This window comes from Actinomadura bangladeshensis (genome assembly GCF_004348335.1).
GTDB lineage: Bacteria > Actinomycetota > Actinomycetes > Streptosporangiales > Streptosporangiaceae > Spirillospora > Spirillospora bangladeshensis.
On the sequence record NZ_SMJW01000019.1, the window covers coordinates 35675 to 53745 of the forward strand.

The window sequence follows — 18071 nt, forward strand, 5'->3', positions numbered from 1 at the left end:
GATTTACGCTGGAGGAAGTACACGTGCGTGATCAAAGTCACCCGAAGGGCCGGTGCGCGGCACGTGTGGAAGAGGGCGTCCGATGACCTCAGGCGAGCGACCTCTGAGCGAGGTCAGGTTCCTGACCGTGGCCGAAGTGGCGGCGGTGATGCGGGTGTCCAAGATGACCGTCTACCGCCTCGTCCACTCGGGCGAGCTTCCCGCGATCCGCGTGGGCCGCTCGTTCCGGGTTCCCGAGCAGGCCGTTCACGACTACCTGCGCGACGCGTACATCGAAGCCGGATAGCGGGTAAGGGCGGGGCATGAGCCATGACCCCGCCGGACACTCGTCACCCGGCCGTGCAGGGGGCGTCGGGGCGATCCCCTGGGACCGCCCCGAAGCTGGGGATGCAGGACGAGGACCGGCCGGCGGCCCCGCGGCCGCCGGAGCCGGCGTCGGGGGAACGGGGGCACCGCCTCCGCCCGCCCCGATCCGGCGATTCGGTCCGGACACCGAGCGGGACGGGCGGCCGGCCGGAAGGCCGGCGACAGCGCCCGCCCCGCCGGAACGGTGCCCGGCGCCGCGCGACGCGCGGTGCCGGACGCCGCCATGCCGGGGCGAGGGGCGCGGCATGATCCCCATCCGTTCGGCGGTAGTCTTGGGCGGCGGACCGTGCGCGCTCACCGAGCCATGCTCACCATGCTCGCCCGCGGCACGTTCCTCTCCTGCACACCACCCGATACGCCGAGCGAGGTCCCGTGGGCTCTGTCATCAAGAAGCGTCGCAAGAGGATGGCCAAGAAGAAGCACCGCAAGCTGCTGAAGAAGACGCGCATCCAGCGCCGCAACAAGAAGTGATCACGCCGGCAACTCAGCCGTGAAGGGGTGGGGCGCACAGTGTCCTCCATGCCCGCCGCCGCGGCCCGTGTCGTCCTCGTCACGGGCGTCTCCCGTTTCCTGGGGGCGCGGGTCGCGAACACCCTGCAAGCAGACCCGGGCATCGAGCGGGTCATCGGCGTGGACACGGTGCCGCCCACCGAGTCACTCGGCCGCACCGAGTTCGTCCGCGTCGACATCCGCACGCCCGGCATCGCGAAGATCATCGCGTCGGCCGGGGTGGACACGGTGGTGCACCTCAACCTGGTGACCTCCTCGTCCGGCTCGCGGGCGAAGGCCAAAGAGCTCAACGTCATCGGCACGATGCAGCTGCTGGCGGCGTGCCAGCGCTCGCCCGACATGCGCAAGCTCGTCGTGCGGTCCTCGGCCGCCGTGTACGGGTCCTCGCCGATGGACCCGGCGGTCTTCACCGAGCGGGACGAACCGGTCGAGCCGCCGAAGACCGGCTACGCCAAGGACGCCGTCGAGGTCGAGGGCTACGTCCGCGGGCTGATGCGGCGGCGCTCCGACCTGGCCGTGTCGGTGCTGCGGTTCGCGAACTTCATCGGCCCCGGCGTCGACTCCCCGCTCACCCGGTACCTGCACCTGCCGGTCGTCCCGACCGTGCTGGGCTTCGACCCGCGGCTCCAGTTCGTCCACGAGGACGACGGCGTCGAGGTGCTGCGCCGCATGACCACCGAGGACCACCCCGGCTGCTACAACGTCGCCGGGGACGGCGTGCTGCTGCTCTCCCAGGCGCTGCGGCGCGCCGGACGGCCGTACGTGCCCGTCCCGGCGCCGTCCATCTCGGTGCTCGGCGACATGGGGCGCCGCTTCGCGGGCCTGTCCGGGTTCTCGCCGGAGCTGCTGCGCTGGCTGACGTACGGCCGGGTCATCGACACCACCGCGCTGGAGCACGAGCTCGCGTGGCGCCCGAAGTACGGCTCCGAGGCGGCCTTCGCCGACTTCGCCGCCGCCCAGGGGCTCGGGCACGGCCACGGACGGCTGACGAACCTGCTCGGACGCACCTGACATCGGACGCACCGGAAAGGGGAGCCCGGATGATGAACGCCCGTTATATGGACGACGGTGACGACGAAGGCGCGCAGGTCATCCGGCTCGACACGGGCCACCAGCGGGAATCCGGCGACTCCGGTTCCGCCGCCGGGGGCGGCGAGTCCGGCGGCGAGCAGAGCCCGCTGGAGCGCGGCATCGCCTCCGGGCTGGCGTTCCTGCGCCGCCGGCTGGCCGGCGAGTACGAGGTCGACGAGTTCGGCTTCGACCCCGAGTTCAACTCCACGGTCTTGCTGCCGGCCGCCCGCGCGCTGTACGAGCACTGGTTCCGCGTCGAGGTCACCGGTCTGGAGAACGTCCCCGAGGGCGGCGCGCTGCTCGTCGCGAACCACTCGGGCACCATCCCGCTGGACGCGCTGATGCTGTCGGTCGCGCTGCACGACAACGCCGACCGGTGCATCCGGCTGCTCGGCGCCGACCTCGTCTACCAGATCCCGGTGCTCGCCCATCTGGCCCGCAAGGCCGGCCACACCCTCGCGTGCCAGGCCGACGCCGCCCGCCTGCTCGGCAAGGGCGAGCTGGTCGGGGTGTTCCCGGAGGGCTTCAAGGGCGTCGGCAAGCCGTTCGCCGACCGGTACAAGCTGCAGCGCTTCGGCCGCGGCGGCTTCGTCGGCACCGCGCTGCGCGCCGGCGTCCCGATCGTCCCGTGCGCCATCGTCGGCGCCGAGGAGATCTACCCCAAGATCGCCGACCTGCGGCCGCTGGCCCGGCTGCTCGGCCTCCCGTACTTCCCGATCACGCCGACGTTCCCGCTGCTCGGGCTGGGCGGCCTCGTCCCGCTGCCGTCCCGGTGGGTGATCCAGTTCGGCGCGCCGATGACGCTGGACGACTACGACGCCGAGGACGCCGACGACCCGATGACGGTGTTCGAGATCACCGACCACGTCCGGGAGAACATCCAGCACATGCTGTACGAGGCGCTGCTGCGCCGCGGCCCGGCGTTCCTCTAGTATCCGCGGAGCTTGTCGGGGTTCAGGACCCACAGCAGCTGGTCGATGCCGTCGTCGGACGCGGTGATCGTGATGAGCGCGTAGGCGGCGCCGTCCCGCGAGACGAGGATCGCCGGCCGCCCGTTCGCCTCGACCCACGAGACGGTCGTGCCGGTCCAGAACCGGGGCGCGTACGCGACGACGACCTTCGCGACCCGCTCCCGTCCGATGATGGGGATCCGGGACGCGCCGCGCACCGCGCCGTTGCCGTCGGAGTAGCTGACCGCGTCCTCGGCGAGGAGCGACTCCAGGGCGTCGAGGTCGCCGGTGCGGGCCGCCGCGAGGAACGTCTCCAGCAGCCGCCGGTGCGCGGCCCGGCTCACCGGATTGCGGCGCCCCGCCGCCACCCGCCTGCGCCCCCGGCTGGCGAGCTGCCGCGCGTTCGCCTCGGTCACCTGCAGGATCGCCGCGATGTCGGCGTAGGGGTAGTCGAACGACTCGCGCAGCACGTACGCGGCCCGCTCCGGCGGGGACAGCCGCTCCAGCAGCATCAGGACGGCCAGTTCGACGTCGGCGGCCTGCTCGGCGCCCGCCTCGGGCCCGCCGCCGGTGTCGATCGGCTCGGGAAGCCACGGGCCGACGTACTTCTCCCGCCGCCGCCGCGCCGACTGGATCACGTTGATCGCGAGCCGGGTCGTCATCGTCACCAGGAAGGCGGCGGGATCCCGCACGGGCTCGCGGTCGGTCGTCTGCCACTTGACCCACGTCTCCTGGACGACGTCCTCGGCCTCGGCGACGCCGCCGAGCATCTGGTAGGCGATGCCGAACAGGCGGGGCCGCAGGCCGGCGAACACCGACGCGGCCTCGTCGAGCGTTCCGTCCGTGATCGTGCCCCTTCCGCGGTCGCCGGCCGCCCCATTTTATGGGCAGAAGCGGGACCCGTCCGGCCGGCATCGCGGACGGCGGCGTCCGGCGATCTACTCTGAGCGGATGCCGCCGATCCGCCGCCGCATGGTCGCCCGCGACCTGGGCGAGCCGCACCGCGTGTCCAGCCCGCTCGAACTCCTGTTCGATCTTACCTTCGTCGCCGCCGTCTCCCAGGTCGCCGGCCGGTTCGCCCACGCGGTGGCGGACGGCCACGTCGGAGACGCCGTCGCGCCGTTCCTCATGGTGTTCTTCGCCATCTGGTGGGCGTGGATGAACTTCACGTGGTTCGCGTCCGCGTACGACACCGACGACGTCCCGTACCGGATCATGACGTTCGTGCAGATGGCGGGCGTCCTGCTGCTGGCGGCCGGGGTGCCCGACGCGTTCGACGGCGACTTCACCACGGTCACCATCGGCTACCTCGTCATGCGCGCCGGCCTGGTGAGCCTGTGGCTGCGCGCCGCGGCCGCCCACCCGGAGGGACGCGCCACCGCCCTCCGCTACGCGGCCGGGGTCGCGTTCCTCCAGGTCCTGTGGCTGTCGCGGCTCGCGCTGCCGGACGGCGACGGCGGGCCGTGGGTGTTCATCTTCCTCGTGGTGCTCGAACTCTCCGTGCCGCCGATCGCGGAACGCCCCCGGATGACGACCTGGCACCCGCACCACATCGCCGAACGGTACGGGCTGTTCACGATCATCCTGCTGGGCGAGAGCGTCCTCGCCGCGACGAACGCCGTGCAGGACTCCGTCGAGCACGGCTTGAACGCCGATCTCGTGGTCATCGCGCTGGCCGGGCTCGCCATCCTGTTCACGCTCTGGTGGATCTACTTCTCCGAGCCCGCCGGCGAGGGCCTCGCGGCGCGCCGCGACTGGTCCTTCGCCTGGGGCTACGGCCACTACCTGGTCTTCGCCGCGCTGGCCGCCCTCGGCGCCGGTCTGGAGGTGGCGGTCGTCTCCACGGGCGAGATCCACGCCGGCGCGCACACCGTGGTCGCGACGGTCGCCGTCCCCATCGCCGTCTTCCTGGTCATGCTGTGGGCGTTGCACGCGCCGATGCGGCGGACGGCCGTCCGTCCGGAACTGATCACGACCACGGCCGTCCTGGTCCTCCTCACGATCTTCGCCGCGCCCGGCATCGGCATCGCGGCGAGCCTCACCGTCATCGCGGCCCTGCTCGTCCTGCTCCTGACCACCACCCTGGCGCGGGGCCAAGGCCGTAATGCCCCTCAGACGGAGCAGTGAATGGCCCGAGCAGGAGGAAGAGGCGGATGCGTCCCGCGTTAGAGCCGTATGAGACGGGAATGCTCGATGTCGGCGACGGCAACCGGGTGTACTGGGAGACCTGCGGCAACCCCCAGGGCAAACCGGCGCTCGTCGTCCACGGCGGGCCGGGGTCGGGATGCCGTCCTACGATGCGCCGCCACTTCGACCCGGACCGGTACCGGGTCGTCCTGTTCGACCAGCGCGGCTGCGGGCGCAGCACCCCGCACGCGAGCGACCCGGCGACGGACCTCCGGCACAACACCACCTGGCACCTGGTCGCCGACATGGAGCGGCTCCGCGGGCATCTCGGCATCGACCGCTGGCTGCTGCACGGCGGTTCCTGGGGCTCGACGCTCCTGCTGGCCTACGCCGAACGGCACCCCGAGCGCGTCTCGGAGATCGTCATCTCCAGCGTCACCACGACCCGGCGGTCGGAGATCGACTGGCTGTACCGGGGTGTAGGACGCTTCTTCCCCGAGCAGTGGGAGCAGTTCGCCGCGAGCGCTCCCGGGGCCCGGACCGGCGTCGACATCGCCGCGGCCTACGCGCGCTTGACGGAGCATCCCGACGCCGCCGTGCGGGAGCGGGCGACGGCCGACTGGTGCGCGTGGGAGGACGCCGTCCTGTCGGGGGAGACGAAGGGCGCCGCGAACCCCTACGGCGCCCGTCCACCGGCGGCGCGGCTGGCGCTGGTGCGCCTGTGCGCCCACTACTTCTCCCATGGCGCGTGGCTGGACGAAGGCGTGCTGCTGCGCGAGGCGAACCGGCTGGACGGCATTCCGGGCGTCCTCGTCCACGGGCGGCTCGACATGGGCGGGCCGCTCGACACGGCCTGGGAACTGCACCGGGCCTGGCGCGGCTCGGAACTGATCGTCGTGGAGGACGCGGGGCATCTGGGCGGTGCGGCGGCGCGCGGCCATGTCGTCCGGGCGCTCGATGCCTTCGCGGGGATGTGAGCGGCGGGCGGCTGTAAGGACTTTGTCAGATGACGTCATCGCTTGTCAGGGGGCGTATCGGACAACAGGGTCGCGCTGCCAGGCTGGCGCCGTCCGCGCTGGGCGGACCCTGGACAGGAGGGCGATCGACGTCATGAAGCTTGCCAAGACGGCCCTGGCGGGTCTCCTCGCCGTGCCCGCGGTCGTGGGGATTCCGGGCATCGCCAACGCCGAGTCGGCTCCCGGGTGCTCCGGCACCGTGCAGATCGGCAGCACCGCGCACATCTACTCGGGCGGCCAGACCTTCGCCTCGGTGAAGCAGTTCAAGGGCTGCGGGAAGAACTGGGCCTACGTGTACGTGTGGGAGGGATACCGCAGTTCCCACAGCTCCTGGAGCGCGTGCGCCGCCGTCGGCGACAACAGCACCAAGACGCTGGAAGGCACCCAGTGCCGGACGAAGACCAAGGAGGTCTGGTCGCTCGGCGCCAGCACCCTCGCGCACTGCACGCAGGCGATCGGCTGGATCCCCAACGGGGCGTCCGCCAAGTCCAGCGAGCGCTGCTGAGAACGGGGAACACCATGCGCCTGCGCCATCGCGCCGCGGCGGCCGCCACCACGCTCGCCGTCGCCGCGGGCTTCACCATGGCGGTGTCGCCGGCCGCCCACGCGGGCGGCTACGGCTGCTCCGGCTCCCTCATCGACACCTACGCGGTGAAATCGCCGGTGAACACGCTGAGCCACGTGTACCTGTACTACAACTCCAGTACCGGGTACAACTGCGCGGTCAACGTCAAGACGGCGTACTACTCGCAGTTCAAGCACGAGATCAGCATCGAGATCTACAACACGACGCTCACCGAGGACAACATCCGCTGGGGCGTCAACATCGACCAGGACAACGGCAAGTACTGGCAGTACGCCGGCCCGGTGAAGGTGAAGGGCCGCGGCATGTGCATCTCCATCGTCGCCAGCACCTACTACTACGACGAGTTCGCCCATCTCTACAAGTCGGCCCAGCACTGCGGCTGAGTCCGCGGTCAGGCCGTGGGCGGTGCCCGGCGGCACCGCCCACGGCGGCCTTCACAGGGTCAGCATCGTGCGGGTGGCGATGGCCCCGTCCTGGAGGGGTTTCAAGGCCAGGCGCATCAGGACCAGCACGTTGTCGTCACCGGCGATGCGGTTGGCGCTGACCTTCTCGCAGGTCTGGCACTGATGGATGATCATCCACTCGCCGTCGGGGCGCGCGGACAGCGTCAGCGGCTCCATGCGCCTGCGGCACGCGGACGCGCGATCGCCCGGAACGCGGTGGTCCACATGCAGGCTGACCAGGCAGTTCGGGCAGTGGTTGCGGTGGGCGCTGCCCGGCGCGTCCAGGGACACGTCGAGCCGGCACCCGACGCAGCGGAAGGCGTCCGCGCGTCCGCCGTGGATATGGAGGACGTCCTTGCGTCGCTGGGGGCGGCGTTCCCGCGAGTTCTTACGCCTCGGCATGTCAAAGCGATCCGAACGTTTCGAGGGGGAACGGCGGCTCCGCCAGCGGACGCACCGCCATGCGCATGAGGATGAGCTGGTTGTCATCCGTGCATACCGGGTTGGACGTGAGCAGGTCGCAGCCCACGCAGCGGTGAATGACCATCCAGTCGCCGTTGCGCAGAACGGCGATGGCGATGGGCATCATGCGCGAGCGGCAGTCGCTCGGCCCGCCGTCGATGTGGTCGATGACGTGCTCGGAATGCAGGCACGCGGGACAATGGTTGCGGCGCGTACCGTCAGCGGCGCGGACGGTGACGGTCAGACCGCATTTGATGCAGAGGAAGGTGTCGGACACCCGGATGCTCCTTGCTGAGAGTCGTCGAAGACAGCAAGAGGCGGCCGAGCGGTCTCGGCGAACGGTTACGGAATGCGCCGAGTAACGCTCGGCACGGGCCGGGACATAAACCCTCTTCCTAAGGCACAAGGCCAGGTACACGCGATCTGGACTGACTGGCCAGCGTAGACACCGCCCCGCGTCCCGCGCGACTGGTTTTCCTCGCCTTCGACCGGACGCGGGCAGGTCAGAACATCGCGCGGTGTCGGCCGACGTATCTCGGACGCCGCCGATCCGCCACGAGCAGTGCCGCGGCCCCTGCCAGGGCGGCCGCGCACCCGGCGATGGCGGTGAGGACGAGCAAGGTCACAGCGCACCTCCCGAAAGGAAACCCAGCCGCATGCGCGGCCCGCACTCAGCCCACGCCATGGTCATCACCACGTCGCAGGGAAGAGGCGGTGCTTGAGAAGACGGTCGATTTGGGCGGCGGCTGTCCCGGTGTCGCCGCAAGGACACAGGTATCCGCGCCGTCCCCGCTGGGCGTCGTGGTAGGCCCAGGTGCGGCCGGGGACGGCGAGAACGCTGACCACGATGCCGACGTCCTTGGTCCCGCTCGCGTGGATCCAGAGCAGCGGGGCGGGGACGGGGAACTCCTCACGCCGGTAGAACTTCACGAACCGCCAGCCCTGGGGAGCGAGCGCCGCGGCGAGGTCGTCCAGATGCCGGGTGGCCGTCTCGTATCCCAGCCGGGTGCGCCACCGCAGCAGATGACGCTCGGCCCGGACGGTCAGATCCCGCACTTCGCCCATGCCAGCTTCCCTCCTTCCACCAGCGGCCGCGTCCCCCAGTCGTGGGCGAGTCCTGCCACCATCTGGAGCCCGCGCCCGCTGACCGCCGCGCAGTTCTCCGGCTGGACCACCGGCTGTCCGTCACCGCCGTCCCGGACCTCGATCGTGGGGAGGCGGTCGCGCTCGTCCCGGAACACGCGCAGGACGATCGGCCCCTCCCCGTGCAGCAGCGCGTTCGTGACCAGCTCGGAGACGATGAGCCGCCCGGTGTAGTCGTCGGCGATGCCCCACCCGGCGAACCTCTCGGCGACGAACCGCCGCGCCCTGGCCGGCGCGTGCTCGTCCGGTTCGAGGACGAGCGTCGATACGCCCTCGTCGCACATCGCGGCCACTCCCTTTGTGAATTGATTCATTGCTCAGCACTCCATGCCGTCCGATTTGCCCGACAGGTTGCGAAAACGAATTCCGCTATGACCGTTTCGGGGGGAACTGTCAAAAGATCGGTGTCGAACATGCCGACCCTTTTTCTGTCATCCCCTGGCCGAGCATCGCGCAAAGTGGCATGCTGGGAAATGCGAAAGGAAACCCACAGGGCAACCTCGGACCATGGCCCCCGACCACTGGTCGTCGCTGGTCATGGCTGGTCATAGGGAGAAGCCATGCCGCAACCCCCGAAGCGCCTCACCCCGTCGAACAGCGCCCTAGATCTGTTCGGATCAGAAGTCCGCAGATACCGCGTCCTCGCGAACTACAGCATCAAGCAGCTCGCCGACAAGATCCCCTACAGCCCGTCCTTCATCGGCGCCGTCGAACGCGCCGAATGCCACTGCGAACGAAACTTCGCCGAACACTGCGACGCGTCCCTCGACACCAAGCAGGCCCTCGCCCACCTCCACGACGGCCTGTTCGGCGACAAGAAGGACGGCTTCCCCGAGTGGTTCCGCAAGTGGCCCGGCGTCGAGGAGAAAACGGGAACCCTCAAGGTCTACGGTCCCCATGTCGTCTACGGCCTACTCCAGACGGAGGCGTATGCGAGCACGCTGCTCTTCGGTGACCGTGAGGCGATCGATGCGCGGATGGCTCGACAGTCCATCCTCACTCGGACGGACCCGCTGCCGCCGCGTTTGATCTACATCCTTCCCGAAACCGTCCTCTGGAACGACGTTGGAGGGCCGGACGTGATGCGGCTTCAACTGGAGCGGCTCAGCCAGAGCATCGGGCCCCGTCTCGGTATCCAGGTAATCCCCAACGGTGTGCCCCATCCAGGAAACCAAGGATCGTTCACCCTTGCCACTATGCCGGATGGCGAGGAGATCGCTTACATCGAGACTGCCGCGCGTGGCATCATGATGGACGCGCGAGAGGACATCTTCAAGCTCAAGGACAGGTTCGACGCAATCAGCACACAGGCCCTCCCGACAAAAATGAGTGCTGACCTGATCAACCGCACGATTGAAGAGAAGTGGAAAACATGAAGCGAGACCTTCCGTGGCGCAAGTCGAGTCACAGTGGCAGCGATGGCGGTGAGTGCGTTGAGCTGGCCAGCGCGGAGAACGGGGTCGCTATTAGGGATTCAAAGGACCCGGAGGGTCCGGTTGTCCTGGTCCGTCCGGCCGTGTTGCGTGAGGCGATCCGGCGCGCGACTGCATGAGGGAGGCCCGATGCAGGACGTGACCTGGCGCAAGTCGAGGCTCAGCGGCAGCGACGGGGGCAGCTGCGTCGAGTTGGCCAGCCTGAGGGGCGGGGTTGCCGTGCGGGACTCGAAGGACCCGGACGGGGCGGTTCTGCTCGTTCCGCGTCCGGTCCTGCGGGCGGCGCTGCGCGGCCTGACCGGTCGTTAGTGCGGCGGGCGGCCAGTAGTGGCTCGTGTTGAGTACTACGACGATCCGGCCGCGCCGGTCCCGAACTCGGTGGTCGTTGCTGCCTCGGCGGTGGTCGCCAATGAGCGCGGCGAGGTGCTCATGCAGCGCCGGGCCGACTCGGGGCTCTGGGCGCTGCCGGGCGGTGGGATGAACTTGGACGAGTCCCTGCCGGGTGCGGCCGTCCGGGAGGTCAGGGAGGAGACCGGGTACGAGATCGAGGTCACGGGCCTGGTCGGCACCTACACCGACCCGCTGCACATCATCGCCTACTCGGACGGCGAGGTCCGCCGACAGTTCAACGTCTGCTTCCAAGCTCGCCTGCTGGGCGGCGAGCTTCGAGTCAGCGACGAGTCCCTGGAGGTCCGTTGGGTTCCGGTCGGAGAGTTGGACGACCTCCCCATGCACCACACCCAGCGCTTAAGGCTGCGTCACTACCTCGAAGACCGGCACACACCTCACCTCGGCTGAATCCAGGCGAGAGTCCCCGGCCCCGGCGCGGCGAACTGGCACCAGGGCAAGGAGGCCAGTGTGGTAGCGCTGTGGTGTCACCCGTGTCACCCGTGTCTCCCGGAGGATGCCCAGGCCTTCAGGCCGGGGAGGAATCCGGCCTCCCGCGGGGCGGGTCAGGGAAAGCCGATCCGCGCTCCGGGCGGATCGGCGTCGCCCCCGGCGCCGCCGAGGGCCGTCTCCAGCAGGTAGAGGATCTCGGAGTTGAGGGAGCGCCGGTCGGCGGACGCCTGCTCGACCAGGCGGGCGTGGATGTCCACAGGGATCCGCAGTGTGATGCGCTTGTCATCCATGACTCCAGAGTAACGCCATGAACACGTTCAGTCAGTGTAGGGTCAGTGGCATGACGACACCGAAACGACGCGATAGCGACACCGGGAATGCCCGGTTCGGCTACCGCCTCCGGCTGTCGTCGACCGCCGAGCGGGCGCTGCTGGCCGAGTGGGACCGCTGCCGGTGGGTGTGGAACGAATGCGTCGCGCAGTCCAAGGCCGCGTACACGGCTGGGCGGACGTGCGGCCCCGCGCAGCTGGACAAGATGCTCACCGGATGGCGCGCCGGCAGGCGGTGGCTGCGCGCGGGGGCCTCAGTGCCGCAGCAGCAGGTCATCCGCGACTTCGGCAAGGCCCGAACCAAGGCGCTCGCCGACATCGCCGAACGCCTGCCGGTCAAGCAGCGGGCGGGGATGCCGCGTTTCAAGAAGCGGGACCTGGCCGATCCGACGATGAACTACACCCGCCGCGGGTTCCGCCTCACCGGTGGGCGCCTGCGCTTGGCCGGGGGCATCACGGCGGGGGTGGTGTGGTCGCGGGACCTGCCCGCCGAGCCGTCCTCGGTGCGGATCCGCCGCGACTGTCTCGGGCACTGGTACGCCTCGTTCGTCGTGCCCGCGCAGGTGGAGCCGCTGCCCGCCACCGGCCGGGTCCTGGGCGTGGACTGGGGCGTGAAAGAGACCGCGACGACCACCAGTGACGACTACGACCTGCCGCACTCCGAGCACGGCCGCAAGGCCGCCGAAAAGCTCGCCCGCTACCAGCGGCAGATGGCGCGGCGCCGCGCCCCCACGGGAAACAAGCAGTCCAAGGGGTACCGGCGGGCGCAGCAGCGGGCTGCCAAGGTGCACACGAAGGTCGCCCGGCAGCGCCGCGACGACGCCCGTAAATGGGCGAAGACGGTCGTGCGCGACCATGACGCGGTCGCGGTGGAGGACTTCCGCCCCAAGTTCCTGGCCAAGAGCACGATGGCGCGCAAGGCCGCCGACGCCGCGATCGGCGACACCAAGCGGGCCCTGATCGAGATGGGCCGCAAGCATTGCCGGGACATCCGGCTGGTGGATCCGGCGCACACCACGATGGACTGCGGCGAGTGCGGTGCGAGAGCCAAGCACCGCCTGCCGCTGTCCGAACGCATCTACACCTGCACCGCGTGCGGGACGTCCCGCCCGAGGGACAAGAACTCCGCACGCGTGATGCTGGTCCGGGCAGGTCTGGACCCGGACGGTGCCGATGGCGGAAGACCTCCCGCCCCGCCGGGGCGGGAGGCTGCCTGAGCCGTGTATCCCCGCAGTTCTCATGGCGGGAGGGACCAAGAGAATCCCCTCCCTTCAGAGAGGGGAGCAGTCAAAGGGGGCGTCTACGATGAAGTCCATGCTCACGGAGCCGGGTGGGAGCCTTGCCGACACGGCGCCGCATGCAGGCGCCGCGCCCGTCCAGTACGGGGAGGTCTTCACCCGGCGATGGATCGTTGAACTGATCCTCGACCTGTGCGGCTACTCCGTCGATACGGACCTGACGACGAAGAGGCTTGTAGAGCCCGCCATCGGGTCCGGTGCCTTTCTCATGCCAGTCCTGGACCGGTTGCTCGAAGCCAGGGAGAAGTACTCGCCCGACGGACCTTGGGATGAGTTGCTCCCGGCCATCCTCGCCATGGACGTTCAGCCTGGGCATGTGCGCAGTTGCCGAAGCCTCGTCACAGCACGGCTCATCAGGTCGGGGTGCCCGGCTGAAACGGCGAACCGGCTCGCGACCGCTTGGGTACGAGAAGGGGATTTCCTGCTCGACGGGTTCCCCGGCTGCGCAGATTACGTGGTCGGAAACCCCCCGTACATCCGTATCGAAGATGTGGCTCCCAGCCTCCTCGCCGCGTACCGCCGAGCCTGTCCCACAATGGGCGGTAGGGCCGACGTGTACATCGGTTTCTTCGAACGTGGCCTCGATCTGCTCGATGAGGGCGGCACTCTGGCGTTCATCTGTGCTGACCGCTGGATGCGGAACCAGTACGGGCGCCGTTTGCGGGAGAAGATCATCAAGGGCGGGTTCGCCGTTGACTCCTGCTTGGTGATGCACGACGTCGCCGCGTTCGAGAACGAGGTGTCCGCCTACCCGGCGATCACGGTGCTCACGCGTGGACCGCAAGGTGACGTGGGCATCGGCGAGGCCGGCGAGACCTTCGATTTCAAAGCCGCTGCGGACTTCGCGTCCTGGGCGAGCCTCCGGACGCGTAAACCCCTCCATGGCGCGGCCGTTCGAGGGTCGCGCCTACCGCATTGGCACAGCACCGCCGACTCGTGGCCGGATGGAACTCCTGAGGCCCTGGCTTGGCTTGAGGACTTGCAAGACCGGCATCCGCCGCTTGAAGATCGCGAAGCCGGTACCAGAATCGGGATCGGTGTCGCGACCGGAGCCGACGCCGTTTACATCACGCGAGACGCCGAGGCGGCCGAGCCGGAACGCATGCTGCCGCTCGCCATGTCCGCCGACGTGAAGAGCGGCACCTACGATTGGACGGGGCATTACCTGGTCAATCCATGGGACGAGGACGGTCTTGTCGACCTGGATGAATGGCCGCGGTTGTCCGAGTACCTCAGCAGGAACGCGAACGCCATCCTGCGCCGTTCGATCTCGAAGCGGTCACCCGCGAGTTGGTTCCGCACCATTGACCGCGTCACCGCGTCCCTCACCGGCCAGCCCAAGCTGCTTCTCGAAGATATGAAGCGGCAGCCGAATCCCGTGCTTGAGCCGGGTGGTCACTACCCGCACCACAACCTCTACTACCTGGTGTCCCAGGAGTGGGACCTGGAGGTCTTGGGCGGACTCCTCCTCTCTGAGGTGGTAGAGCGCCAGATTGCGGCGTACTGCGTGAAGATGCGCGGCAACACCTTGCGCTTTCAGGCTCAGTATCTCCGAAGAGTTCATGCTCCGCGGCCTGCGGGGATCTCTGCGGACGTAGCAGATGAGCTCGTTACGGCATTCAGGGCTCGAGACCGGGCGGCTGCCACGGCCGCGGCCCTACGTGCCTATAAGATACGCGCCCTTCCCTGATTTTCTTCTCCTCCCGGAGTAGTCCATGGGCCAGACGGCCGAGCAAAGAGTGCAGCTTGCTCTTGAACATTGGGTTCGAGTGCGTCGCAAGCAGCAAGAAAAATCGAGAGCCGGCGGCCACGCCCAGGGCGGCAACCGGTCAGCGGTCACCGGTGCCGGGCATCTCGACGGGCTGAACGCCCTGATCGTGGACGAGATCCAGAGCACAGGCGCGTCCGATCTGGAAATTCGGACCAATCGCAAGGCCACCCTGCCCGGGTACTACCGGCCGTCCAAAGCATGGGACCTGCTCGTACTCCAGCAGGGTTGCCCCGTGCTCGTGGTGGAGTACAAATCGATGAAGGGCAGCGAGGGCAAGAACCTTAACAATCGTGCCGATGAGATATTCGGGATGGCCGAGGATCTGCGGCAGGCGGAACTCAACGGCAGGCTCATGAGGAATCTGCGTCGAGCCTATGTTTTCGTCATGGGCCTCACCCCCGAGAGCCTTGAGCCGGTGGAGGCCCAGACGGCCTTCGGCGGGGCCGACCCGATCTTTGACGGGCGCTCCTACTTCGAACGCGCCGTGATCATGTGCCATCGGATGCGCGAGTCGGGCCTGTTCCACCTGACCTGGGCGATAGGCGTCCGGGAGGATCCCGTCAGTTGGCACGAGTCCGACCCCGACGTTGGCTGGCAGCGTTTCGCCGCGGATCTGCACGGGGCGTTCGGGGGTGGTGTTCCCGTCCCTCCGGAGGTTCCCTGACATCCGGCGGGTGGCACCGCATGGCCGGGGGGCGTCAGGGCCTGGACGTGCGGAAGTAGGTGATCAGGGTGGCGGCGGGGCCCATCACCAGGTAGTACGCCGTCCACAGGATCAGTTCGGGGCGCATTGAGGCGACTTCTTGGCGCTCGCCGCGGGGGCCCGTGCAGTACCTCGTGAAGTTGGTGCCTCGGCCTGCGCGGTCGGAGACGACGAAGAGGTCCGAGTAGGGCGCGTCGCAGAGCCACGGGGCCATCCAGACGAAGATCCGCGCCGCTATTGACCGGCTCCTGGGCGGCGACCTGCCACCCGGCGGGAAGCTCGACATCAAGACCCTCGCCCGCGAATCCGGCATCGATCGCACCGCCTTCTATGGCACCCGGCCCTACGCCCACCTGCGCGATCCGCAACCAAGGCGACCGAGACTCACGAGTACGTCGCCTTCCCACCCGTTCAGCCGAGACGAGACCAGCTGATGCCCCTCACCAGCTATCCGACCACTTCAGGACCCAAGCCGCAGGACCCGATCAGTGGCGAGGTCGTATCCGATCAACGGATACGCGGCACCGTTCTCGGGCGTGAGAAACATCGGCTTGCCCAGCCGGCGACCGACCGCTCGAAGGAACGCGCACACGGCATCGAGCTGCTTCTGGCCCTGGAGCTCCCGGGGATCGAGATCGGCCTCGATCTCCTCTTCGATGAAGAAATGGACGTTGACCAGCACCTCCGGGACCGGCCTGACCTGCAGCAGCGCCCCCATTTCACCGCGTCGGGCCAACACCTCCTCAACCCGCTCAGGCAAGCTCACAGCCTGGCCGTCCTCGGAATAGGCGAACCACCAGCCCACCGACCGGACGAGATCAACGAAGTTCTGCCAGTCCGCAACCGTCGTATCGAAGACATACGCATCCAGCAACGAGCCGTCCGGCTCGAAGAACCGGCGAACGTCCTCCCACAGCAAGTCAGGCACCAGATCATGATCTCTGACTACGCTCCGCTAAGCACGCTCGTTTCCGCAGCGATCGGGCAGGCGCCGACCACGCATGCGACCTTCGTCACGCCCCGCGCCGCGAAACGCAACACGCGCCACCATCCAGGAGCCCAACGGGCGTCTCGCCGTTGCGCGCAAACAATCACCACACGTCCACAAGCGCACACGGCAATTGCGGGCAGAAGCCACATGTACGCCGCGAATGCCCTGATCGGCAGCATCACGGCGAGTGTGATGAGTGCGCGGCGCCAGGGGCTCATACGCGGTTCACCTTGGTGAATCGCCCGTCCGCCGCGAAGGCGACCATGGCGTTAGCGCGGGGAGACGAGACGGCGACGGTGATCTCGGGGGCGGAGGCTTTGCGGGTCACCGTGATCCTTGTGACGTAGCCGCCCTCGTAGCGCGTCTTCGCCAGCGCGGTGTCGACGAGATTCTCCACGCCGCGGAGTCCCGGCACGTCCTGGACGGTGAAGGACATGCGGTCCAGGTCGTCGGTGGCGCTGGTCTTCACGGGGGACGGGTCGTCGAGACCGTCTTCAGTGAAGGTGAGTTCGTCCAGCTGGTCGGGATGCCGGGGGACGCGGAGGTAGGCGGTCACGCCGGCGTCCTCCGACTCGAAGGGCGAGACTGGTGAAGCTGAGGCGCTCCGTCCCGTAGTGCTTGGAGAAGGCGGCCGCTGCGTCCCGGACGAGGGCCGCGGTCAGTCCGCCGCCGCGTGACCGCATCTCGGCCACGAACTCGTCGCGAGGTATCGAGCCGCAGGCGGAGGTCATGATCGCCAGTGTCAGCACCGTCGCCAGACACACGCCAAGGCGTTTGAAGGGGGACTTGATGATCTTAATCGCGAGAGCCTGGGGTGAGACCGCGGCGGGGATCGTCAGGAGGCGTTGCGTGACCGTATAGGTATCAGCTGGTCAGCGGGGATGCCTGCAACTGTGCGCCCGCATGGTCGCCATCGCGGGCGTTCGCGGACGCGGGGAGCAGTTACGGGCAAACGCGACTCGACTTGCCGCCCCGTGCGGGGACCGGATCCGCCTGCGGAGACCGGGCGCGTTGGGGCGGGGGCGGATCAGGTCGCGCGGTAGTGGCGCCGTAGGGCGATCCCGGCCGCGACGCCGCCCGCCAGTGCGCCCGCGCCCGCGGCGGCCGGCAGTGCGACCATCGTCACCTTGCGCCCGGTGCGGAAGTCGTGGATCGGCCAGCCGTGCTCCTTGGCGTGGGCGCGCAGTTCGGCGTCGGGGTTGACGGCGTGCGGGTGCCCGACCACGGTCAGCATCGGCAGGTCGTTGATCGAGTCGCTGTAGGCGGAGCAGCGCGCGAGGTCGAGGCCCTCCCGCTGGGCGAGCGCCCGGACGGCCTCCGCCTTCGCCGGCCCGTGCAGCAGGTTCCCGACGAGCCGCCCGGTGTAGAGGCCCTCGCGGGTCTCGGCGACGGTGCCGAGCGCGCCGGTGAGGCCGAGGCGGTGCGCGATCGTCCGGGCGACCTCGACGGGCGTGGCGGTGACGAGCCACACCTGCTGGCCGGCGTCCAGGTGCTGGAGCGCGAGGGTGCGGGTGCCGTGCCAGATGCGGTCGGCCATCACCTCGTCGTAGATCTCCTCGCTGAGCGTGACGATCTGGGCGACCTTCTGCCCGGCGACGAACGCGAGCGCGGCCTCCTTGGCGCTGCCGATGTGCTCGGAGTTCTCGGTGCCGCGCATCCGGAACAGGGCCTGCCCCCACGCGAACATCGCGAGGTCGCGCATGGTGAACAGCTTGCGGGCGGCGAGGCCGCGCGCGAAGTAGTAGATGGACGCGCCCCGCATCATCGTGTTGTCGACGTCGAAGAACGCGGCGGCGGCGGGGTCGGGCACGGGCAGCGGACCGGGCGGGGCCGCTGCCGCGGCGGCGGCCTCCCCGGCGCTCTTGTGGTCCACGTCGCGTTGCCAGAATCGCCGCATGAGGCGAAGCCTAGTCAACCGCCTCCCCGCGACCGTCCTCCCGGCGATGATTGCGACGGTCTTCACCCCGGTCGCCCGCGGCCGCCATCAGCCGTTCACGCAGCACCTCGCGAAAACGCGGATCCGGCCCCGGCC

At 69.0% G+C, this 18071-nt stretch carries 25 protein-coding genes; 15 read left to right on the plus strand and 10 right to left on the minus strand.

The window, feature by feature from the left end; all coding sequences use genetic code 11:
• The first annotated feature begins 82 nt into the window (after positions 1 to 82).
• The 4 genes from E1284_RS06295 to E1284_RS06310 all read left to right on the plus strand — a co-directional run bounded on the left by E1284_RS06295 (position 83) and on the right by E1284_RS06310 (position 2879).
• On the plus strand, positions 83 to 286 hold the full coding sequence (locus E1284_RS06295; RefSeq protein WP_021591693.1) for a helix-turn-helix domain-containing protein: 204 nt from the start codon (positions 83 to 85) through the stop codon (positions 284 to 286).
• A gap of 452 nt (positions 287 to 738) precedes the next feature.
• Entirely contained in the window at positions 739 to 837 is a 99-nt protein-coding gene (locus tag E1284_RS06300; RefSeq protein ID WP_018654693.1) for a 30S ribosomal protein bS22, read from the plus strand.
• A 48-nt stretch (positions 838 to 885) separates the two neighbouring features.
• Entirely contained in the window at positions 886 to 1887 is a 1002-nt protein-coding gene (locus tag E1284_RS06305; protein ID WP_131938029.1) for an NAD-dependent epimerase/dehydratase family protein, read from the plus strand.
• Between the two features lie 29 nt (positions 1888 to 1916).
• A complete protein-coding gene (locus tag E1284_RS06310; protein WP_243714290.1) occupies positions 1917 to 2879 on the plus strand; it encodes a lysophospholipid acyltransferase family protein in 963 nt (320 codons plus the stop codon).
• Here E1284_RS06310 and E1284_RS06315 read toward each other — a convergent pair.
• On the minus strand, positions 2876 to 3745 hold the full coding sequence (locus E1284_RS06315; protein WP_131938031.1) for an RNA polymerase sigma-70 factor: 870 nt from the start codon (positions 3743 to 3745) through the stop codon (positions 2876 to 2878). The genes E1284_RS06310 and E1284_RS06315 overlap by 4 nt on opposite strands.
• A gap of 103 nt (positions 3746 to 3848) precedes the next feature.
• Here E1284_RS06315 and E1284_RS06320 point away from each other — a divergent pair, with 103 nt between their 5' ends.
• The 4 genes from E1284_RS06320 to E1284_RS06335 all read left to right on the plus strand — a co-directional run bounded on the left by E1284_RS06320 (position 3849) and on the right by E1284_RS06335 (position 7009).
• The gene (locus E1284_RS06320) at positions 3849 to 5024 is read left to right on the plus strand and encodes a low temperature requirement protein A (RefSeq protein ID WP_131938033.1); all 1176 of its coding nucleotides are present in this window, start codon (positions 3849 to 3851) and stop codon (positions 5022 to 5024) included.
• Positions 5025 to 5050: 26 nt separating this feature from the next.
• Positions 5051 to 6001, plus strand: a complete 951-nt coding sequence (gene pip / locus E1284_RS06325; RefSeq protein ID WP_131938035.1) for a prolyl aminopeptidase — start codon at positions 5051 to 5053, stop codon at positions 5999 to 6001.
• Between the two features lie 133 nt (positions 6002 to 6134).
• Positions 6135 to 6545, plus strand: coding sequence for a hypothetical protein (locus E1284_RS06330; RefSeq protein ID WP_131938036.1), 411 nt, complete (start codon positions 6135 to 6137; stop codon positions 6543 to 6545).
• Positions 6546 to 6559: 14 nt separating this feature from the next.
• Positions 6560 to 7009, plus strand: a complete 450-nt coding sequence (locus E1284_RS06335; RefSeq protein WP_131938037.1) for a hypothetical protein — start codon at positions 6560 to 6562, stop codon at positions 7007 to 7009.
• A gap of 51 nt (positions 7010 to 7060) precedes the next feature.
• On the opposite strand, the gene E1284_RS06340 is transcribed toward E1284_RS06335, so the two are convergent.
• The 4 genes from E1284_RS06340 to E1284_RS06355 all read right to left on the minus strand — a co-directional run bounded on the left by E1284_RS06340 (position 7061) and on the right by E1284_RS06355 (position 8988).
• Positions 7061 to 7471, minus strand: a complete 411-nt coding sequence (locus E1284_RS06340; RefSeq protein WP_131938038.1) for an RNHCP domain-containing protein — start codon at positions 7469 to 7471, stop codon at positions 7061 to 7063.
• 1 nt (position 7472) lies between these two features.
• A complete protein-coding gene (locus E1284_RS06345; protein ID WP_243714293.1) occupies positions 7473 to 7808 on the minus strand; it encodes an RNHCP domain-containing protein in 336 nt (111 codons plus the stop codon).
• Between the two features lie 413 nt (positions 7809 to 8221).
• On the minus strand, positions 8222 to 8596 hold the full coding sequence (locus E1284_RS06350) for a hypothetical protein (RefSeq protein ID WP_131938039.1): 375 nt from the start codon (positions 8594 to 8596) through the stop codon (positions 8222 to 8224).
• Entirely contained in the window at positions 8575 to 8988 is a 414-nt protein-coding gene (locus tag E1284_RS06355; protein ID WP_131938040.1) for an ATP-binding protein, read from the minus strand. The genes E1284_RS06350 and E1284_RS06355 overlap by 22 nt, the downstream gene beginning before the upstream one ends.
• A gap of 246 nt (positions 8989 to 9234) precedes the next feature.
• Between E1284_RS06355 and E1284_RS06360 the strand changes: the two genes are divergently transcribed.
• The 4 genes from E1284_RS06360 to E1284_RS06375 are packed head-to-tail and all read left to right on the plus strand — an operon-like array spanning position 9235 to position 10905.
• Complete coding sequence (locus E1284_RS06360) at positions 9235 to 10050, plus strand: helix-turn-helix domain-containing protein (RefSeq protein ID WP_131938041.1); 816 nt, start codon at positions 9235 to 9237, stop codon at positions 10048 to 10050.
• Positions 10047 to 10226, plus strand: a complete 180-nt coding sequence (locus E1284_RS06365) for a DUF397 domain-containing protein (protein ID WP_131938042.1) — start codon at positions 10047 to 10049, stop codon at positions 10224 to 10226. The genes E1284_RS06360 and E1284_RS06365 overlap by 4 nt, the downstream gene beginning before the upstream one ends.
• A gap of 10 nt (positions 10227 to 10236) precedes the next feature.
• On the plus strand, positions 10237 to 10416 hold the full coding sequence (locus tag E1284_RS06370; RefSeq protein WP_131938043.1) for a DUF397 domain-containing protein: 180 nt from the start codon (positions 10237 to 10239) through the stop codon (positions 10414 to 10416).
• An 18-nt stretch (positions 10417 to 10434) separates the two neighbouring features.
• Positions 10435 to 10905, plus strand: a complete 471-nt coding sequence (locus E1284_RS06375; RefSeq protein WP_131938044.1) for an NUDIX hydrolase — start codon at positions 10435 to 10437, stop codon at positions 10903 to 10905.
• A gap of 155 nt (positions 10906 to 11060) precedes the next feature.
• Here E1284_RS06375 and E1284_RS06380 read toward each other — a convergent pair whose 3' ends face one another.
• The gene (locus tag E1284_RS06380; protein WP_131938045.1) at positions 11061 to 11237 is read right to left on the minus strand and encodes an Arc family DNA-binding protein; all 177 of its coding nucleotides are present in this window, start codon (positions 11235 to 11237) and stop codon (positions 11061 to 11063) included.
• A gap of 50 nt (positions 11238 to 11287) precedes the next feature.
• Between E1284_RS06380 and E1284_RS06385 the strand changes: the two genes are divergently transcribed.
• The 3 genes from E1284_RS06385 (at position 11288) to E1284_RS06395 (ending at position 15009) form a co-directional block, all read left to right on the plus strand.
• Positions 11288 to 12493 carry an RNA-guided endonuclease InsQ/TnpB family protein gene (locus tag E1284_RS06385; protein WP_131938046.1) on the plus strand — a complete coding sequence of 402 codons (1206 nt, stop codon included), beginning with the start codon at positions 11288 to 11290 and terminating at the stop codon, positions 12491 to 12493.
• 97 nt (positions 12494 to 12590) lie between these two features.
• A complete protein-coding gene (locus tag E1284_RS06390) occupies positions 12591 to 14264 on the plus strand; it encodes an Eco57I restriction-modification methylase domain-containing protein (protein ID WP_131938047.1) in 1674 nt (557 codons plus the stop codon).
• 25 nt (positions 14265 to 14289) lie between these two features.
• Positions 14290 to 15009 (plus strand): PaeR7I family type II restriction endonuclease, encoded by a 720-nt coding sequence (locus E1284_RS06395; RefSeq protein ID WP_131938048.1) that lies wholly within the window; start codon positions 14290 to 14292, stop codon positions 15007 to 15009.
• A gap of 34 nt (positions 15010 to 15043) precedes the next feature.
• Here E1284_RS06395 and E1284_RS06400 read toward each other — a convergent pair whose 3' ends face one another.
• From E1284_RS06400 to E1284_RS06415, 4 genes are all read right to left on the minus strand, one after another.
• The gene (locus E1284_RS06400) at positions 15044 to 15262 is read right to left on the minus strand and encodes a hypothetical protein (protein ID WP_131938049.1); all 219 of its coding nucleotides are present in this window, start codon (positions 15260 to 15262) and stop codon (positions 15044 to 15046) included.
• Between the two features lie 246 nt (positions 15263 to 15508).
• Positions 15509 to 15976, minus strand: a complete 468-nt coding sequence (locus tag E1284_RS06405; RefSeq protein ID WP_131938050.1) for a hypothetical protein — start codon at positions 15974 to 15976, stop codon at positions 15509 to 15511.
• Positions 15977 to 16253: 277 nt separating this feature from the next.
• On the minus strand, positions 16254 to 16595 hold the full coding sequence (locus tag E1284_RS06410; protein ID WP_131938051.1) for a hypothetical protein: 342 nt from the start codon (positions 16593 to 16595) through the stop codon (positions 16254 to 16256).
• Between the two features lie 471 nt (positions 16596 to 17066).
• Positions 17067 to 17936: an HAD family hydrolase gene (locus E1284_RS06415; protein WP_131938052.1), complete on the minus strand. Its 870-nt coding sequence runs from the start codon at positions 17934 to 17936 to the stop codon at positions 17067 to 17069.
• Positions 17937 to 18071 lie beyond the last annotated feature (135 nt).